The sequence below is a fragment of the Williamsia sp. Y712 genome (assembly GCF_059445525.1).
The window spans coordinates 89,705-106,852 of sequence record NZ_JCAIUN010000003.1; the positions used below are offsets into that span (position 1 = coordinate 89,705).

General features: G+C 64.6%; 17 protein-coding genes. 8 read left to right on the top strand and 9 right to left on the bottom strand.

The window, feature by feature from the left end:
- Positions 1–33 precede the first annotated feature (33 nt).
- Genes AC1D75_RS19665 through AC1D75_RS19680 form a run of 4 tightly spaced genes read left to right on the top strand, consistent with a single transcriptional unit; the run spans position 34 to position 4,424 of the window.
- Positions 34–2,388, top strand: coding sequence for a xanthine dehydrogenase family protein molybdopterin-binding subunit (locus AC1D75_RS19665; RefSeq protein WP_495517015.1), 2,355 nt, complete (start codon positions 34–36; stop codon positions 2,386–2,388).
- Positions 2,385–3,260 carry an FAD binding domain-containing protein gene (locus tag AC1D75_RS19670; RefSeq protein WP_495517016.1) on the top strand — a complete coding sequence of 292 codons (876 nt, stop codon included), beginning with the start codon at positions 2,385–2,387 and terminating at the stop codon, positions 3,258–3,260. The genes AC1D75_RS19665 and AC1D75_RS19670 overlap by 4 nt, the downstream gene beginning before the upstream one ends.
- Positions 3,253–3,744 carry a (2Fe-2S)-binding protein gene (locus AC1D75_RS19675; RefSeq protein ID WP_495517017.1) on the top strand — a complete coding sequence of 164 codons (492 nt, stop codon included), beginning with the start codon at positions 3,253–3,255 and terminating at the stop codon, positions 3,742–3,744. Before AC1D75_RS19670 ends, AC1D75_RS19675 begins: the two co-directional genes overlap by 8 nt.
- Positions 3,741–4,424 (top strand): SRPBCC family protein, encoded by a 684-nt coding sequence (locus tag AC1D75_RS19680; RefSeq protein WP_495517018.1) that lies wholly within the window; start codon positions 3,741–3,743, stop codon positions 4,422–4,424. The genes AC1D75_RS19675 and AC1D75_RS19680 overlap by 4 nt, the downstream gene beginning before the upstream one ends.
- A gap of 11 nt (positions 4,425–4,435) precedes the next feature.
- Here AC1D75_RS19680 and AC1D75_RS19685 read toward each other — a convergent pair whose 3' ends face one another.
- Both AC1D75_RS19685 and AC1D75_RS19690 read right to left on the bottom strand, forming a co-directional pair.
- Positions 4,436–5,398 (bottom strand): N-acetylglutamate synthase, CG3035 family, encoded by a 963-nt coding sequence (locus AC1D75_RS19685; RefSeq protein ID WP_495517019.1) that lies wholly within the window; start codon positions 5,396–5,398, stop codon positions 4,436–4,438.
- Positions 5,399–6,016 (bottom strand): peptide deformylase, encoded by a 618-nt coding sequence (locus tag AC1D75_RS19690; RefSeq protein WP_495517020.1) that lies wholly within the window; start codon positions 6,014–6,016, stop codon positions 5,399–5,401. It lies immediately after the preceding gene.
- Positions 6,017–6,169: 153 nt separating this feature from the next.
- On the opposite strand from AC1D75_RS19690, the gene napA reads away from it, so the two are divergent.
- The 4 genes from napA (at position 6,170) to AC1D75_RS19710 (ending at position 9,145) form a co-directional block, all read left to right on the top strand.
- On the top strand, positions 6,170–6,520 hold the full coding sequence (gene napA, locus AC1D75_RS19695) for a nucleoid-associated protein NapA (protein WP_495517021.1): 351 nt from the start codon (positions 6,170–6,172) through the stop codon (positions 6,518–6,520).
- Between the two features lie 102 nt (positions 6,521–6,622).
- A complete protein-coding gene (locus tag AC1D75_RS19700; RefSeq protein ID WP_495517022.1) occupies positions 6,623–7,195 on the top strand; it encodes a LytR C-terminal domain-containing protein in 573 nt (190 codons plus the stop codon).
- 128 nt (positions 7,196–7,323) lie between these two features.
- Positions 7,324–8,007, top strand: a complete 684-nt coding sequence (sodC, locus tag AC1D75_RS19705; protein ID WP_495517023.1) for a superoxide dismutase[Cu-Zn] — start codon at positions 7,324–7,326, stop codon at positions 8,005–8,007.
- Position 8,008: 1 nt separating this feature from the next.
- Positions 8,009–9,145 carry a glutamate--cysteine ligase gene (locus AC1D75_RS19710; RefSeq protein ID WP_495517656.1) on the top strand — a complete coding sequence of 379 codons (1,137 nt, stop codon included), beginning with the start codon at positions 8,009–8,011 and terminating at the stop codon, positions 9,143–9,145.
- Here the strand turns inward: AC1D75_RS19710 and AC1D75_RS19715 are convergent.
- Genes AC1D75_RS19715 through AC1D75_RS19745 form a run of 7 tightly spaced genes read right to left on the bottom strand, consistent with a single transcriptional unit; the run spans position 9,135 to position 16,964 of the window.
- Entirely contained in the window at positions 9,135–10,535 is a 1,401-nt protein-coding gene (locus AC1D75_RS19715; protein ID WP_495517024.1) for an ABC1 kinase family protein, read from the bottom strand. The genes AC1D75_RS19710 and AC1D75_RS19715 overlap by 11 nt on opposite strands.
- Positions 10,536–10,551: 16 nt before the next feature.
- Positions 10,552–10,884 carry a monovalent cation/H(+) antiporter subunit G gene (gene mnhG / locus AC1D75_RS19720; protein WP_495517025.1) on the bottom strand — a complete coding sequence of 111 codons (333 nt, stop codon included), beginning with the start codon at positions 10,882–10,884 and terminating at the stop codon, positions 10,552–10,554.
- Between the two features lie 3 nt (positions 10,885–10,887).
- Positions 10,888–11,151, bottom strand: coding sequence for a monovalent cation/H+ antiporter complex subunit F (locus tag AC1D75_RS19725; protein ID WP_495517026.1), 264 nt, complete (start codon positions 11,149–11,151; stop codon positions 10,888–10,890).
- Positions 11,148–11,882, bottom strand: a complete 735-nt coding sequence (locus tag AC1D75_RS19730; protein WP_495517027.1) for a Na+/H+ antiporter subunit E — start codon at positions 11,880–11,882, stop codon at positions 11,148–11,150. Before AC1D75_RS19730 ends, AC1D75_RS19725 begins: the two co-directional genes overlap by 4 nt.
- Entirely contained in the window at positions 11,879–13,492 is a 1,614-nt protein-coding gene (locus AC1D75_RS19735) for a Na+/H+ antiporter subunit D (protein ID WP_495517028.1), read from the bottom strand. The genes AC1D75_RS19730 and AC1D75_RS19735 overlap by 4 nt, the downstream gene beginning before the upstream one ends.
- Complete coding sequence (locus tag AC1D75_RS19740; protein ID WP_495517029.1) at positions 13,489–14,079, bottom strand: Na(+)/H(+) antiporter subunit C; 591 nt, start codon at positions 14,077–14,079, stop codon at positions 13,489–13,491. The genes AC1D75_RS19735 and AC1D75_RS19740 overlap by 4 nt, the downstream gene beginning before the upstream one ends.
- Positions 14,076–16,964, bottom strand: a complete 2,889-nt coding sequence (locus tag AC1D75_RS19745; protein ID WP_495517030.1) for a Na+/H+ antiporter subunit A — start codon at positions 16,962–16,964, stop codon at positions 14,076–14,078. The genes AC1D75_RS19740 and AC1D75_RS19745 overlap by 4 nt, the downstream gene beginning before the upstream one ends.
- Positions 16,965–17,148: the final 184 nt, after the last annotated feature.

The window sequence follows — 17,148 nt, forward strand, 5'->3', positions numbered from 1 at the left end:
TGTCGATCATGCGCAATGTGAACGGACAGAGGGGTGCCGGTGAGCACAACTGAAATTTCAACCGCCCGGTACGTCGGGGCCCGGGTGCCACGGGTCGAGGACGCCCGGCTCGTGGCCGGCGCGGGGTGCTACGTCGACGACATCACCCGGCCGGGCATGCTGCACATCGCGTTTGTGCGCAGCACCGTGGCGCGCGGCCGGATCCTGGGTATCGACACCTCGGAGGCGCTGGCGATCGATGGGGTCAAGGCCATTTACCTTGCCGCCGATATCAATCCCGGCATCCACGAACTCCGCTACTCCCTCGACGGGATGGTCGGCGGATCGTCGCAGTGGCCCGCACTGGCCGACGGTGAGGTCCGATTTGTCGGCGACCCGATCGCCATGGTGATCGCCACCAGTCGCTACATCGCCGAAGACGCCGTCGACATGGTGATCGTCGACTACGACGTACAGGCACCGGTGGTCGACTACCGGACCGCGCAGGATTCCACCGAATTGGTCCACGAGGCGTTCGCGCGGAATGTGGCGATCGAACTCCCCGGACGTCCGGCATCGGAGATGGATCCGATCTTCGACGGTGCCGCGCACGTCGTCCGCCGAACCGTGTACCAGCAGGCCCACTCGCCCATGCCGATGGAAACGCGCGGCATCATCGCCGAATGGTCTTCGCCCAGTGGCGAGATGACGATCTGGATCTCCACCCAATCGCCGCACGAAGCCCGCGGATTTGCTTCCCGGATACTCGGTGTCCCCGAGCATCGGGTCCGGGTGGTGTCCCGCGACACCGGAGGCGGATTCGGCCAGAAGGTCGTGCCGCAGCGCGAAGAGATCTGCGTGATGATCGCCGCGAAGAAGATCGGTGTTCCGGTCAAGTGGATCGAGGACCGGCAGGAGCACCTGATGTCGGCGGGTATGGCGCGCCAGGATCACGGTGATGCCCGGATGGCCTTCGACTCCGACGGCAAGATCGTCGCCGCCGAACTCGATCATGTACAGAACATCGGGGCCTACCCGATTCCGTCGCCGCTGACCGGTGCGGGAGCGGTGGGAATGTTGTTCCCCGGCCCGTACCGGGTTCCGGACGCAACGTTCAGCCTGAAGTTGGTGTACACCAACACTGTTGGGCGCGTCGCGTACCGCGGCCCATGGCAGTACGAGTCGATGGCCAGGGAAGTGTTGCTCGACGCCGCCGCCCGTCAGATGGACATCGACCCCATCGAGTTGCGCCGTCGCAACCTGCTCCGCGCCGACGAGATGCCGGTGAGCAACGCGTTGGGGATGCCGTATTCGGATGCGACCCCGCTCGAGACCTTTGAGAAAGCGATCGAGGCGCTCGACTACCCGGCCTTCCGTCGTGAGCAGGTGACTGCGCGGGCCGAGGGGCGCTATCTGGGTGTTGGTACCTGTACCTACATCGAACCCACCTCGGCCTCCACGCCGTTCATGGCAACCGAGGGTGCCACGATCCGGGTCAATCCGTCTGGGACCGTTGATGTTTTCGTGAACGGTGGTTCGGCGGGCAACAGCGTCGAGACGACTGTCGTGCAGTTGACCGCGGACGCACTCGGTGTGGCGATCGAAGACGTCCACACCATCCAGGGCGACACCGCACTGACCCCATTCGGTGCCGGAACCCAGGGCAGCCGTACGGGGTCGATGACGGCCGGTGCGGTGGCCGTGACCGCGACCGGTCTACGGGAGAAGATCCTGGCGATCGCCGCCCACAAGTTGGGTGCCGATGTCGCCGACGTCGACTTCATCCGCGGTCATGCCTCGGTACGAGGTGGGGACGGACCGGGTGTTTCTCTCGCCGAGATCGCCGATATCGCGTACTACCAACCCGATTCGCTCCCGCCGGGTGTATCTCCGGGCCTCGAGTCCAGTGGCCGGTACAAGGCGCAGGCTCCGATGATCTGGGCCAATGCCACCCACGTGTGCACCTGTGAGGTCGACATCGAGACCGGTGAAGTCACCCTTCTGAGGTTCATCGTCGGTGAGGACATCGGCCCGATGATCAATCCGAACGTGGTGGAGGGGCAGATCCGGGGCGGAACGGTGCAGGGCATCGGCGGCGCACTCTACGAGCACCTGGCCTACGACGAATCCGGAAACCCGGTGACCACAACATTCATGGACTACCTGATGCCCACCGCAACCGAAGTTCCCGACAACATCGAGATAGTGCACGTCGAGACGATGGGCCCCGGTCCGGGCGGGTTCAAGGGCGTGGGCGAGGGTGGGGCGATCGGGTCGGCACCGGCTGTGGTCAACGCCGTTGCCGATGCACTGGCACCGTTCGGTGTCGAGGTCAGTGAGTTACCACTGAGCCCGGCGAGGATCGTCGCGATGGTGGATGCGGCCCGCGCGGGATCGGTGATCCGATGAAGCCCGCAGCGTTCGACTACCACCGGCCGGCCACCGCGCAGGAAGCGGTCAGTCTGCTCGCCGAACTCGGCGATGAGGCCAAATTCATTGCGGGCGGCCAGAGCCTGATGCCGATGCTGGCGCTGCGCCTCGCGGCATTCGAGCATCTGATCGACATCAGCCGGTTGTCCGGGCTGGAAGGCATCGAGGTGCGCGGTGAATCCGTCTGGATCGGTGCGGGCACCAGGCAGAGTGTCATCGGCCGGTCGGAGACCGTGGCGGCATCGGTGCCGTTGCTGGCGCGGGCGACCCCGCTGATCGGGCACTTTCAGATTCGGAATCGCGGAACCATCGGCGGCTCGATCGCTCACGCCGATGCCGCAGCCGAGTATCCGGCGGTGGCCATCACCCTCGACGCGCAGATCGAATTGCTGTCGCCTCGTGGTGCGAGGACGGTGCCGGCTGCGGAGTTCTTCACCGGCATGTGGAGCACCGACATGGCCGAAGACGAATTGCTGACCGGCATCACTTTCCCGGTATGGGAAGGCAGATGCGGGTTCGCTGTTGATGAGTTCGCCCGCCGCCAGGGTGATTTCGCAATAGCGGGAGCAACCGTGGCGGTACGGATCGACGACAATTCGCGGATCGACAGATGCGCCATAGGTCTGTTCGGTCTCGGTCCCGCGGTCACCCGCGCCACCGCGGCCGAACAGGCGCTGATCGGCGTTTTCGTCGACGAGATCGACACCAAAGAAATCGGGGAACTCGCAGTGTCGGGACTCACCTCGGTTCCGGCGGATCTGCATGGTTCCACCGAGTATCGAACCCGGGTCGGGGCAACACGAGTCAACCGTGCGCTCGATCGCGCGCTTTTGGAGGCGAAGAATGGCTGATGTAGAGATCAAGGTCTGGGTGAACGGCGCGCTGTATCACGCATCGATTGAACCCCGGCTCACGCTGGCCGATTTCCTGCGGGTCGACTGTGGTTTGACCGGAACGCATCTCGGCTGTGAACACGGCGTGTGTGGCGCCTGTACCGTGCTCGTCGACGGGGAGGCGGTGCGTGCCTGCCTGCTCTTCGCGGTCCAGGTGGACGGCGCCGAGATCACGACGATCGAGGGTATGGCGTCCTCTGACGGTGAACTCTCCACAGTGCAGTGCGCGTTCCGTGACCACCACGGTCTCCAATGTGGTTTCTGCACACCGGGTTTTGTGGTGTCCGCGACCGCATTCCTGCGGGAGACGCCCGATCCGAGCGATACCGAGATCAGGGAAGCGCTCTCCGGTAACATCTGCCGGTGCACGGGTTACCAGGGAATCGTGGAAGCCGTTCGTGCGGCGGCCGATTCGATCAACGGAAGTGAAAGGCCCGCATGAAGCTCGAGAACCAGTTCAGCATCGCCGTTCCGGTCGAGGAGGCGTGGCAGGTGTTGCTCGACATCGAACGAGTTGCCCCATGCGTTCCCGGAGCAACGCTCACCTCGAACGAGGGCGACCAGTTCAAGGGCAAGGTCAAGGTGAAGCTGGGTCCGATCGCGTTGAGCTACGCGGGCACCATCAAGTTTCGCTCCCGCGACGAAGAGGCCAAGATCGCCATCCTCGAAGGTAGCGGACGTGAAGCCCGAGGCAACGGCACCGCCAGCGCGGTGGTGACCTGCCGCCTCGTCGAAGCCGGTCCCACCTCAACCGATGTCTTCGTCGAGACCGAACTCGACATCACCGGGAAACCCGCACAGTTCGGGCGGGGTGCGATGGCCGAGGTGGCGGGCAAACTGATCGGACAATTCTCCGAGAACCTTGCGGCAGAGATCGAGGGCGACCAGGCCGCCGTGCCAGTCGACGAGACACCAGCTGCCGAGACCGCTGAAACACCGACCTCGGTTGTCGCGCCTGCGGTCGACAAGCCGGTGGCGCCGAGGAAGCCCGCCGAGCCGATCGACCTGATCGAGGCGGCGGGATTCGGCGGCGTCGTCACGCGGACCGCCGTGTCGGTGGCGATTTCTCTGGTCGTGACCGCGCTGGTTGTCCTGTTCGTCCGGCGCCGCCGCGCCGAGTAGCCCGCTCGACGCTAGCGGTACTCGACGTAGCCGTAAGAGTGGTGCAGACCAAAGCCCAAGCGGCGGTACCACTCCCGGGCGAGCTGGTTGGTGGTTTCGACCTGCAGGTAGGTCGATGTCGCGCCACCGGCGGCGCCCCAGGTCTCGATCGCGGCCATGATCGAGCGTCCGTAGCCGTGACCTCGGTGTTCGGGGTCGCTATGGAGTGCTGAAACACCCAGCCATACTTCGCCTTTGAGACCGGTGGTGATCGCGCCGCGACCGATGGCAACCACATCGCCGACGCAATCGCGTACCTCGGCAAAGCCGAGACGTCCGTCCTGCGATGCGGACACAACAGCCCGTGCCGTGGACAGGTCGGAGATCGTCCGCCCTGCGGCATGGTTCGCCAGCCACTTGTCGGTCGGTTGATCGGTGATCGTCACGAGGTGATCGGCCCGAGTTGTCGCCGTCGTGCCGATCGGTGCGGTCAGTACGTCCACCGGGCTCGTGTAGTCGTCTTCGGAGACGTGGGACCGAGGGATCAGCCGGGATACCACGGAAAGCATCAACGGCAGATCCCGCGCGGCGTACCACTGGCCCAACCGCTGCAGGGTCTGCGAGTCGAGGCGGGCGCCCATCTCCAGCGGCACCGCGGAGTTGGCCCGCCGGGTGAATCCACCACCCGCCCGGGCGAACCAGCCGTCGATCATCTCCGACTCCAGCCCGGGCCAGGCCCGGGTGGCCGCGACCTCCAAGGACCGGATCTCCGAGTTCCGCACCGGCTTGTCGGAGAGCACTTTCACCGCGACGACCAGTTCGGCTGGGATGTGCAGCGATTCGACCCCGCGCCGGACCCGGAGTTCCGGTTTCGTGGATTCGAGGATGCCGGTGACGTCGCTCAGGGTCGCGGTCTCGTCGGCGCGCCAGTCGGCGGGCGCGCCGGGTCCTTTCCGGAAGCGCACCACCACGCGGTCGCCTGCAGCCGGGGTCACCTAGTCGTCGTCATCTTCGTCGTCGTGGCCGAACGGATCGGACTCCGAGCCCGGCAGCCAGGACAGACCGGGCACACCCCATCCACTGCGTTTGATGGTCTTTTTGGCGGCCCGGGCGTTCCGTCCGACCAGAACGTCGGTGTAGAGGAAGCCGTCGAGGTGTCCGACTTCGTGCTGAAGCATCCGGGCGAAGAAGCCTTTGCCCTCTATCTCTACGGAATCGCCATTTCGGTCGACGCCGGTCACCTTTGCCCAGTCGGCGCGGCCGGTGGGGAACTGCAATCCCGGGACCGACAGGCAGCCCTCGTCGTTGTCGTCCGGGTCGGGCATGGTCTCGGGAATCTCTGACGTCTCGAGGACGGGGTTGATCACTTCGCCGCGACGCCGCGGCCCTGTCCGGCCATCACCCTCGGGGCAGTCATAGACGAAGAAACGCCGACCCACGCCGACCTGATTTGCGGCGAGTCCAACACCGTTGGCCGCGTCCATGGTTTCGTACATGTCGTCGAGCAATGCCACCACGTCAGCGGGTGGTTTGCCCTCGGCGTCGAGGGTGACGATCTCAGTGGGTTTGTGCAGCACCGGATCACCGACGATGCAGATCGGAAGAATTGCCATGAGGGTCAGATTACTCGGCATGCCATCGCGCGAAATCCACTGGCGGCGTGGTTAGATGTACCACGAACCACACTGATGTAATTCGCGCCATAACTATCGTCAAGTTGATGTGTGGCGACGGGGTGGAGTAGGACCGATTCTCAAGGGAGCGAGATGGACGGCGCAACCGCGCGAGACCAGAAGAATTCCGGACTTGCGGACAACATCAGCCAGCACCATGCAGAGTTGGGGCCCGGCGAGGTTGGAGCCGATGGACTGACTCGGCGCGAGCATGAGGTTTTGGCTTTCGAACGTCAATGGTGGAAGTACGCCGGCGCCAAAGAAGAGGCCATCAAAGAGTTGTTCGGCTTGTCCGCAACCCGCTATTACCAGGTGCTCAATGCACTCGTCGACCGTCCTGAGGCGCTGGCTGCCGACCCGATGTTGGTCAAGCGACTGCGTCGTCTGCGGGCCAGTCGGCAGAAGGCCCGTGCGGCCCGCCGCCTCGGTTTCGACGTCACCTGATGGCTCGGCTTTGCCGTTCCTGATGGCTCGGTTCTGCCGTTTCGATGACTTGTCGGACCCGCCGCGTGCGGACGGCCGGGGAAGTTTCGTAAGGTTGACCCAATGACCAAGCCCGACCAATCCGACCCGCCGGAATCTCCGACGCGTCGGGAAAACCCTCACCTGCCACTACGTGCCGGGGCAATGCTGTTGCTGTCCGTTGCCGTGGTGTTCATCGGACTCGGTTGGCATTCCGCTGCCACGGGCGACTCCGACCCCGAAGCCGGCCTCCAAGCTGCGCAGAGTCGGCAGTCGACTTCGGCTGCGCCCTCATCGGCTGCGCCGCAGGCCCCGGCGACGGAGTCCATGCCAACGGCCACGACCACACCGCGGCCATCGACCTCCATCTCGGCTGACCCCACCCGTCCGGAGGTCTGCATCTTCAATGCGGGCACGGTCAGCGGCCTGGGCCAGACGTACACCAAAAAGGTCGAAGACCTGGGCTGGGAGACCGCGGAACCGACGAATCTGCAGTCGGCGAGCATCACCGAGAACACCATTTTCTACACCGCCCGGCAGCGCGCTGCCGCCGAGCAACTCGCCGAAGATCTCGGGGGCGACGTCTCGGTTGATCCGCGGCCGTCGGCGTTCAGCCAGTGTCCGGGTGGGTTGCCACTCATCGTCGTGACCCGGTGATGATCCCGACCGGAACGGAAAGACGAAGCCGGAGGCGGAGCTCGGCATCAACACGGATATGATTTTCTGACCTACTACCGACGGTAGAACCGGTGGATTCTTACCCCAACCCCAAAGGGAGCTCAATCATGGCGCAGCGCTCGCTCAAGAACCTCAGCACTGTGTGGCGGGCCGCCGCGCTGGTGGCACCGGCAGCAATGGCTGTGCTTTTTGTGGCCGGTTGCAGCGCGGATGAGAACCCGACCAAGGAAAAGGGGACGACGCCGAGCGTCGTGACGGGTGATCCGGCACCGGTCGACGTCGGCGCGATCGGTGATCCGAGTGAAGGTGGCGAGGCCACCGCGGAACTGCGCACACCCGATGGCCAGTCGGCAGGCACGGCCAGCTTCGACACGAACGAAGAGGGTTCGGTTGTCGTCACCGTGAAGGCGGAGAACCTCGCACCCGGTTTCCATGGCATGCACGTCCACGCGGTTGGCAAGTGCGAGCCCGGCTCGACCTCTCCGACCGGTGGCGCCGCCGGAGACTTCCTCTCCGCAGGCGGACACCTGCAGGTCGATGGCAACACCTCGCATCCGGCCAGCGGTGACCTCGTATCGATTTACATCAACGACGAGGGCACCGGCGAAACCGTCACCGTCACCGACACCTTCGACATCGAGCAGATCCTGCAGACCGCGATCGTGATCCACGAGAAGCCGGACAACTTCGGCAACATTCCGACCAAGTACGCACCGGCGGCTGACGAGGAAACGCTGATGACAGGTGACGCCGGCAAGCGGATCGCCTGCGGCGTCATCGAAGAGGCCTGAGATAAACAACTCTCGGTCGATCGACTTCAACGCTTCGCCGAGGCCCACGCTCGGCGTGGAATGGGAGTTCGCACTCGTCGACAAGCAGACGAGGGATCTGTCGAACTCCGCGGCGCGACTGTTCGAAGAGGTGAGCCGACTCGACAACCCGAGTTCCGGTGACCGTATCCACAAAGAGTTGCTGCGCAACACCGTTGAACTCGTCACCGGAATCTGCGACAACACCGGGGAGGCGATAGCCGACCTCTCCGAGTCGATGGCGGTGGTCCGCCGGATCGCCGACGATATCGGCGTCGACCTGTACGGCGCCGGTACGCACCCGTTCGCGCAGTGGTCGACACAACAGCTGACGCCCTCACCCCGGTACGCCGAGATGATCGAACGCACCCAGTGGTGGGGTCGTCAGATGCTCATCTGGGGTGTGCACGTGCACGTCGGGATCAACCACCGCGACAAGGTCTTACCGATCGTGTCGTCGTTGCTGAACCAGTACCCGCACCTGCTTGCGTTGTCGGCGTCATCGCCGATGTGGTCGGGCCAGGACACCGGATATGCCAGTAACCGCGCGATGATGTTCCAGCAACTTCCCACCGCGGGCCTGCCGTTCCAATTCCAGAAGTGGTCCGAGTTCGAGCATTTTGTCGGCGATCAGATGACCACCGGAATCATTGAGCACCTCAATGAGATCCGCTGGGACATCCGGCCGTCACCGGTGTTGGGGACGGTGGAGATCCGGGTCTGCGACGGAGTGTCCACCGTGGCCGAACTGGCCGGACTGGTGGCGCTCATCCACTGTCTGGTCGTCGATCTCGATCATCGGCTCGACGCCGGTGAAACGCTGCCGGTGATGGCCCCCTGGCTGGTGCAGGAAAACAAGTGGCGGGCCGCACGTTACGGACTCGACGCCATCATCATCACCGACGCACAGTGCAACGAGCGTCTTGTCACCGACGACCTCGACGACATATTGACCCGGTTGGCCCCGATTGCGGTCGAACTCGACTGCGTTGCCGAATTGGCTTCGGTGGCAGACATACCGCGCCGGGGCGGCTCCTATCAGCGGCAGCGGAAGATCCACGCGGAGACCGGTGACATGGTTTCGGTCGTGGACGCGGTGGTCGGCGAACTCAGTCGCTGAAGGTGCGCTTTCGCCACCACTGATCGATTTGTCCCAGTTCGGTTTCCGGTTCGGCGCCGGTGAGCCACTCTGATTCGATCCGGAACCAGTTGGCGCTCGCGCCGAGTTGGCCGAGCATGGCGCAGGTGTAGAACTCGACTCGCCGGGCCATCAGATGCTCCTCCGGGAATCGCTGTCTACGTGCGGGTTCGGCGTACTCATGGGCGGGATGGACGGCCGCAACCATGGCGCTGTTGGCGATCTCGGGTGTGATGGTCAGGCTCACGTCGTCCATATGCCACCACGTGGAGTCCTGGACGTAGGCGAGGACGTCGGCGTCGGTGATGTTGTCCTCGTCGATGAGGATGTCGCCGCGTCGCAGTATCCGGGCGACCTGTGCGGAGTCGCCGGCGCGGGCGGCGATCAGTGCTGCTCGCTCCAGTTGCAAGGCGTGTTTGGACATCGTCTTGCTGGATCCGAAGTCGAGGAAGGCGACCCGGCCGTCGTCGGCGAGCATGATGTTGCCCGGGTGTGGGTCGCCGCAGAACGTGGCGTCGGTGTGAATGCTGCCGCAGTAGAACCGGTAGATCACTTCCCCGACCTGGTCGCGGGTCTCCGAATCGAGTTTCGCCACCTCGTCAAAGGTGATGCCACTGACAAGCTCCGTGGTCAGGACCTTTGAACTGCACAGACTTTCGATCACATCCGGGATCTGGATGAACGGGTGTCCCTGATAGCGCACCGCAAGCCTGCGCTGGTTGTCGGCCTCGGCCGCATAGTCGAGCTCGGCGACGATGTTGCCGGTGATCTCACGAACGAACGAGTGCGGATCCGCCGTGGGCAGAAGGCCTTTGTACAGGCGCAGCGCAATGGCGAGATTCTTCAGATCGGCCCGCACCACCCGGTCGATCCCGGGGTACTGCACCTTGATGGCGACGTCGCGGCCATCGGTGAGCCGCGCCCGGTACACCTGTCCGATGGAGGCGGCGGCGATCGGGACGGGATCGATCTCTGCGATCGCAGACATCCGGTCACCGAGTTCGGCACGGACCACGGCGAGCATGGTTTCGTTCGACACCCGGGGAGCGTTGTCGCGGAGTATCGCGAGTTTCTGGTTGAACGCGGGTCGTGCCGAGTGCGGCACCATGTTCAGGTCGAGCAGTGAGAGGAACTGTCCGACCTTCATCGCCGCGCCTTTCATGGACCCGAGGACGGTGATCAGCTCATCGGCAGCGGCGAGGGCATCACGCTCTGCGCGTCGGCGGCGTTCGTCGGGGGAACCGCCCAGGGTGGCCGCGCGCGAACGGACTCTCCGGATCGCGGTGTGTGCGGCCACTTTTCCGAGCTCGCCACCGCGCCGCAGTGCCGAGGCTGATGGCGCGGGTGTGGAGGGGGACGGTTCGGGATCCATCAGTTCGGCAACGCCATCAGTCGGTGCGATGCGTTTCGATCTCGTCCTCGCGGATGAGGTCGTCGCGCATCCGTTGCTCCTGGTACGCCAGTTTGCCGACCCGATGTGCGATGACCGGCGCGGTGACCAGGGCAAACATCGCCGATAGCACCAGCATGCCGAAATCGACGGTGTCCCAGAGGCGGATCATGGCGGCGATCAGGACCAGGAGCAGTCCGAGTGTCTGAGGTTTGGTGGCCGCGTGCATGCGGGTCAGCGTGTCCGGGAAGCGCAGGATTCCGATGGAGGCCGTGAATGCCATCAATGATCCGCTCAGGACCAGGATGGAGACGATGATGTCGGAGATCATTCGCTACACCTCGTTGTCCCGGACGCGGAAGCGGGCGACCGCAACGGTTCCGACAAAGCCGAGCAGCGACAGCGCGACGATCCCGGACACCACCGTCGAGTCCATGGAGTAGGCCGCCCACACCGCCAGTGAACACGTCGCCACCGCCACCGCGGTGTCGAGCGCAACGAGCCGGTCGAGGGTGTCGGGGCCGATCAGCATGCGAGCGGTGGTGAGCACCGACGCGGAGAGGAGGAGACAGGCAGCAATGACCCAGACAACGTTCACTTCATGACTCCGCTCGTGTAGTCGTCGTCGATTCCGTGGTACGGGCTGGCATGCCATTCACTATCGCGCTCGAAGGCCTTGATGAACAACCGTTCGACGGTTTCGACCTGCTTGTGGAAGGCCTTCACCTTTTCCGGTGAGCTGGCGTCGATGATATGGACGTACAGCAGTCGGCGGCTGTGGTCGATCTCGACCACCATGGTTCCGGGCACCAGATTCAGATAGTCCACGGCAAGCGTCAGTACCAGGTCCGACTTGATGGCAAGCCGGACCCGCAAGACCGCGCTCAGGGGTGGTTTGGCGGGCCGGATCGCCAGCCAGCCGACCTGCAAACTCGACTTGAAGAGGTCGGTCAGCAGGCGGAAGATCAACTCCACCACCGTCAACGGGTGGATGCGGCCTTCAACCGGGACCCGCGGCAGCGGCAGCAGGATGAGTACCACGATCGCGACGCCGATGCCGGCGATGACGTTGGCGAGGTCGAACGTACCCCAGAGCAGAACCCAGACGAAGGTGAGCCAGGAGATCGTCCACACCCGGACTGCGACTTCGCGGCGGTCCGAACCGAACCATCGCTTGATCTGGATGCGGTTCCTGATCAGGATCCCGATCCTGGTCAGATGCCAGGCGATGAAGATGACGGTGAACCGCCAGGCGTTCACCAGGTGCGCACGTATCGGACCGCGCGGGGACGGCGGTTGTGGTCGCGACGATGCGGTTGGCTCGGTCACCGGCCACCTCCCAGCACGGCGTCGAGGTAGATGCTCGAGTCGGTGAGATCGGCGGCGGCCTGATCTGTGAACTCGAAGATGGGGCCGGCCCACAAAGTGAGGATGATGCCTGCGACAACCATCGCGATGGTGGGGACCACCATGCCGATGGGCATCCGGCCGACATCGACACGGTCGTCGAAGGCGACGTCATCGGCGTCGGATCCGTCGAGCAGCGGTGAGGGACCGGCATCGGCCATTTCACCTTCGGGGGCGTCGGCGCGCGGGCGCCAGAAGGCCTTGGTCCACACACGGGCCACCACGTAGAGGGTGAGCAGGCTGGTCACGACCGAGCCGCCGACCAGGAACCAGGCGAGCACGCTGCCGTCCTGGACGCCGGCTTCGATCAGCGCGACCTTGCCGATGAACCCGGAGAACGGCGGGATGCCACCGAGATTCAGCGCCGGGATCAAGAACAGAGCTGCCAGTAGGGGACTGGCCGCCAGACCACCCAGGCGGCGCAGTGAGGCAGAGCCGGCCTGTCGCTCGATGAGTCCGACCACCAGGAACAGCGTTGTCTGCACCAGAATGTGGTGGGCCACATAGTAAATTGCGCCGGACAATCCGAACTCTGTGGACAGTGCGAGGCCGAAAATCATGTAACCGATGTGGCTGACCAGCGTGAACGACAACAGTCGTTTGATGTCGGACTGGGCTATCGCACCGAAGATGCCAACCAACATCGTCAGCAATCCGGCCACCATCAGGACCTTGTCCATGGAGCCACCAGGGAACAGCAGGGTGTGGGCCCGGATGATCGCGTACACACCGACTTTGGTCAGCAAGCCGGCGAACACTGCGGTGACCGGAGCCGGCGCCGTCGGATAGGAGTCGGGCAACCAGGTCGACAGCGGGAAGACGGCCGCCTTGATGCCGAAGGCGACCAGCAGCACCGCGTACAGCGCGCCCTTGGTGCCGTCGGGTATGTCCTGCAGGCGGATCGCCATCTCGGCCAGGTTCAGGGTGCCGGTGGCGGCGTAGGCGAACGCGATGCCCGCGAGGAACACCAGTGACGAGACCATCGAGACCATCACGTACGACACGCCTGCGCGCACCCGGTCGGCGCTGGCGCCGAGCGTCAGCAGCACGTAGCTGGCCGCCAGCAGGACCTCGAACGAGACGTACAGGTTGAACAGGTCACCGGCGAGGAAGGCGTTGCAGACTCCGGTGCACAGCAGTAGATAGGTCGGTAGGAAGATCGAGACCGGCTGGTCGACGGTGCCGTCGCGGATACCCTGGCCGACCGCGTAGAGCATGACGCAGAGCAGGACCGCGGTCGAGACCACGAGCATCAGGGCCGAGAGCTGGTCGGCGACAAGGGTGATGCCCAGGGGACCGAGATCGCCGCCCTTTGAATCCCAGCCACCGATGTGCAGGGCGTAGGTACCGTCGCGGTTGGTCAGATACAGCAGCAGGCAGGCGGAGACAAAGGCGATCGAGATCGCCACGATGGTCACCACACGCTGAAAACGGGGATAGCGACCCATGATCAGCGTGAGCACGGTGCCGATCATCGGAACCAGGACCGGCGCCACGATCAGCGTGGGGAACCAGGCATTCGACAACGTCATGTGTCTGAGCCCCCTCTGGTGTCCGGCACGGTTTCTTCGAGATCCGCCAGTTCGTCGGCGAGGTCGTCGGGGTCGGGAAGGATGTCGGTTTCGTAGATCTCGGCGCGGCGGGCCTTGATCTGCTCTTCGGTCAACGGATTGCCTGCGTCGTCGAACATGTCGCCGCGCTTGGTGTCGAAGCCGGTGATCGGGTCGTCGCTGCGGTCGCGGTCGGGTGCGTCCGCGCTGCGCTGGTGCTGGACCTTCAGATCCTCGGGATCGTCGTCGACCTCGTCGTCGGTGTTGATCATGAAGCTGCGGTAGGCGAGCGACAGAATGAACGCTGCCATCCCCATCGTGATGACGATCGCGGTCAGGATCATGCCCTGCGCAAGCGGATCGGCGTCTTGAGTTCGGTCTCCCGAACTACGTCCGATGATCGGCGGGTTACCCATTCCGCCGGAGATGGTGATGATCAGCAGGTTGATCGAGTTGCCGACCAACAACAGCCCGAGCAGCATCTTGACGAGGCTGCGTTCGAGGAGCAGGTACACGCCGCAGGCCGCCATCAGGCCGACAACGATGAGTAGTCCGAGGTTGACACTCATGCGCCGACCTCCTGTGTTTCGCGACGGACCCTTGGTGCGTCTTCGTCGAGGCGGGCGCCGAGGCTGCGCAGTACATCGAGGACCAGGCCGACAACGATGAAGTAGACGCCGAGGTCGAAGAACAGCGCCGTGACCAGTTTCACGTCACCGAAGATCGGGAGTGTGAACTCGATCGTCGCCGAGGACAGTGCCGGTGCGCCGAGGAAGACCGAGGCCACCGCGGTGCCAACCGAAAGGCCCAGTCCGATACCGAGGATTCGGCCGGCATCGATCGGGATGGCTTCGCCGAGCTCGTAGCGGCCGCCTGCGAGGTACCGGAGTACCAGGGCCAGACCCATGGTGAGACCGCCGGCGAATCCGCCGCCGGGCGCATTGTGTCCGGCGTAGAAGAAGTAGAGCGACAGCACGATCATGGTCGGGAAGATCAGCCGCGTGGTGGCCTCGAGCACCATCGACCGGTGCCGGGGATCACGGAAGTTGCTGCCGCGCAGCCATGTCGTCCGCTCACCGAACTGCTGGGCGCTGTTGTATCCGGCGGGTCGTGGCGCATTGCTGCGGGTGGCGTCGGCGACGCTGGGCGCTGCTCCGAACCGGCGGTGCCGGAAGACCATGGACGCGACACCGGTCGCGGCCACCAGGAGGACCGAGATCTCGCCGAGTGTGTCCCAGGCGCGGATGTCGACAAGTAGAACGTTGACCGTGTTCGAGCCGTTGCCGTACTTGTATGCGGCGTAGGGCAACTCGGACGACATCGGGATCGTGTTGCGGGCTGCCGCGGCGAACAGGCCGACCATGACGAGGAGTGCGCCGAATGCCAGGCCGAGGAGAGCGCGCAGGGGCTTGAAGCCGGTTGCGTGCCGCGTCTCGGCTTCGGCGGGCAGTTTGCGCAGCACCAGGACAAAGATGACCAGCGTCAACGTTTCGACCAGGAACTGTGTCAGTGCCAGGTCGGGTGCGCCGTGGAGGGCGAACAACACGCCGCAGCTGTAGCCGGTGACACCGACGACCAGCACGGCGGCGAGGCGGTTGCGCAGTACGGTGGCCGCAATCGCGGACGCGACCATGATGCCGCCGATGACCAGCTGAACGGGTGACTCGAAACCGTTCAGTTCCAGCCGGTTTCGCGAACCGACGAACAGCACGATGGTCGGCAGCAGCACCAGGGTGACGACGATGATGCCCTGTGTTCGTGGCAGCGAGCCACGCTGGGTGTTGCGGGTCAGGTTGACCGAGAGGGTATCTGCGCCGCGCAGGACCGCGTCGTAGATCCGGTCGGCGTTGCCCAGCGCCGGCTTCACGAATCCGAGCCGGCCCAGCTCGCGAACCAGCACGAACAGAGCGATTCCACCGACCACAGCGACTCCGGACAGTGCCAACGCCAGGTTGAATCCGTGCCAGAGCGCCAGGTGGACGATCGGTTCGCCGTAGTTGGGGACGGTCTCGGCGTAGGGCTCGAAGCCTTCGCCGATCAGACCGGCGAGTGGGCCGGAGGCAACGCCTGCCAAAGCCAGGATCCCGGCCGGGATGAGGAATGCGGCGGTCGGCTTGTGCAGTCGGGCGACGGCCGGACTCGGCGACGACTTGCGCTTACGGCCGAATGCGCCCCACAGGAAACGCAGCGAGTACGCAACGGTGAGGATGGAGCCGATCACCAGCAAGATCACCTCGACCGGGCCCTGCCAGGAGTTCAGCGCGCCGGTGTCCCAGATCTCCGAGAAGGCGGTCTCTTTGCCGACGAATCCGAGGGTGATCGGCAGCCCGGCCATGCTGGCTGCGGCCAGTGTCGCGATCGCGGCGAGCCACGGTGACCTGGAGCCCAGCCACGCGAGCTTGCGCAGGTCGCGGGTACCGGTCGAGTGGTCGATGATGCCGACGACCATGAACAGCGCGGCCTTGAACATGGCATGCGCGACGAGCATCGTGAGTCCGGCCATCGCCACGTTCGCATCGCCGATACCCACCAGCACCATCAGGAAGCCGAGCTGGGAGACGGTGCCGAAGGCGAGTACCAACTTGAGGTCGTATTCGCGCAGTGAACGGAACCCGCCGAGCAGCATCGTCAGCGTGCCCAGACCCAGGACCAGGACCTGCCAGGACACGAGGTCGGAGAACCCCGGTGCCAGTCGGGCGACCAGGAAGATGCCGGCCTTCACCATCGCCGCGGCGTGCAGGTAAGCACTGACCGGGGTGGGTGCGGCCATCGCGCCAGGAAGCCAGAAGTGGAACGGGAAGATGGCGGACTTGCTCAGGGCACCGATCAGGATCAGCACGATCGCGATGGTGACCGACGTTCCGGCGGGCGGGTCGGCCACGATCTCCGACAATGAATACGTGCCGGCGATCTCACCGAGGATGACGATGCCGACCAGCATGGCCAGGCCGCCTGCCGTGGTGACCAGCAGTGCCTGGGTCGCGGCGCGACGGCTGGTGGCGCGCACCGCGTAGAAGCCGACGAGCAGGAACGACAGGACCGTGGTCAGTTCCCAGAAGATGTAGAGGACCAGCATGTTGTCACTGCAGACCAGGCCGAACATGGCGCCGGCGAACGCGACCATCTCGCCACCGAAGCCGGCGACCCGGCGCCGGGTCTCGGTGAAGTACTCGGCGCAATAACAGAGCACCAGGGCTCCGACCCCGAGGACCAGGACCGACATGATCGCGGCCAGGGTGTCGAACCGCAGGTCGATGTTCATCTGCAGTGCGGGCACCCAGGTGATCGACTCGGTGCGGATGCCACTGGATTCGTCGGGCCAGTTCGCGAAGACCCAGATGAGCCCGCCGAAGGGTGCCAGGGCCAGAATGTAGAAGCCGCGCCTGCCCAGCCAGGTGATGATCGCAGGCGCCAGCACAGCCGTGATGGCCAAGGCGGCCAGGACTGCAATCAAGGGGCACTCCGTCGATCAGGTGGGCGGTGTGTCGGCGCACGAGGCCTCAGGGAACAAACTGCGCAATACCTGCTGTCGCGCTACCTGCTGTGGGGTGTTCGGCCTCGTTCTCTGCGGTCCAGTCTACCGTTGCTGCTGCTAGGTGCCGTATTCGGGCTTCGATTCGTTTCCGGATGCAAGTAAT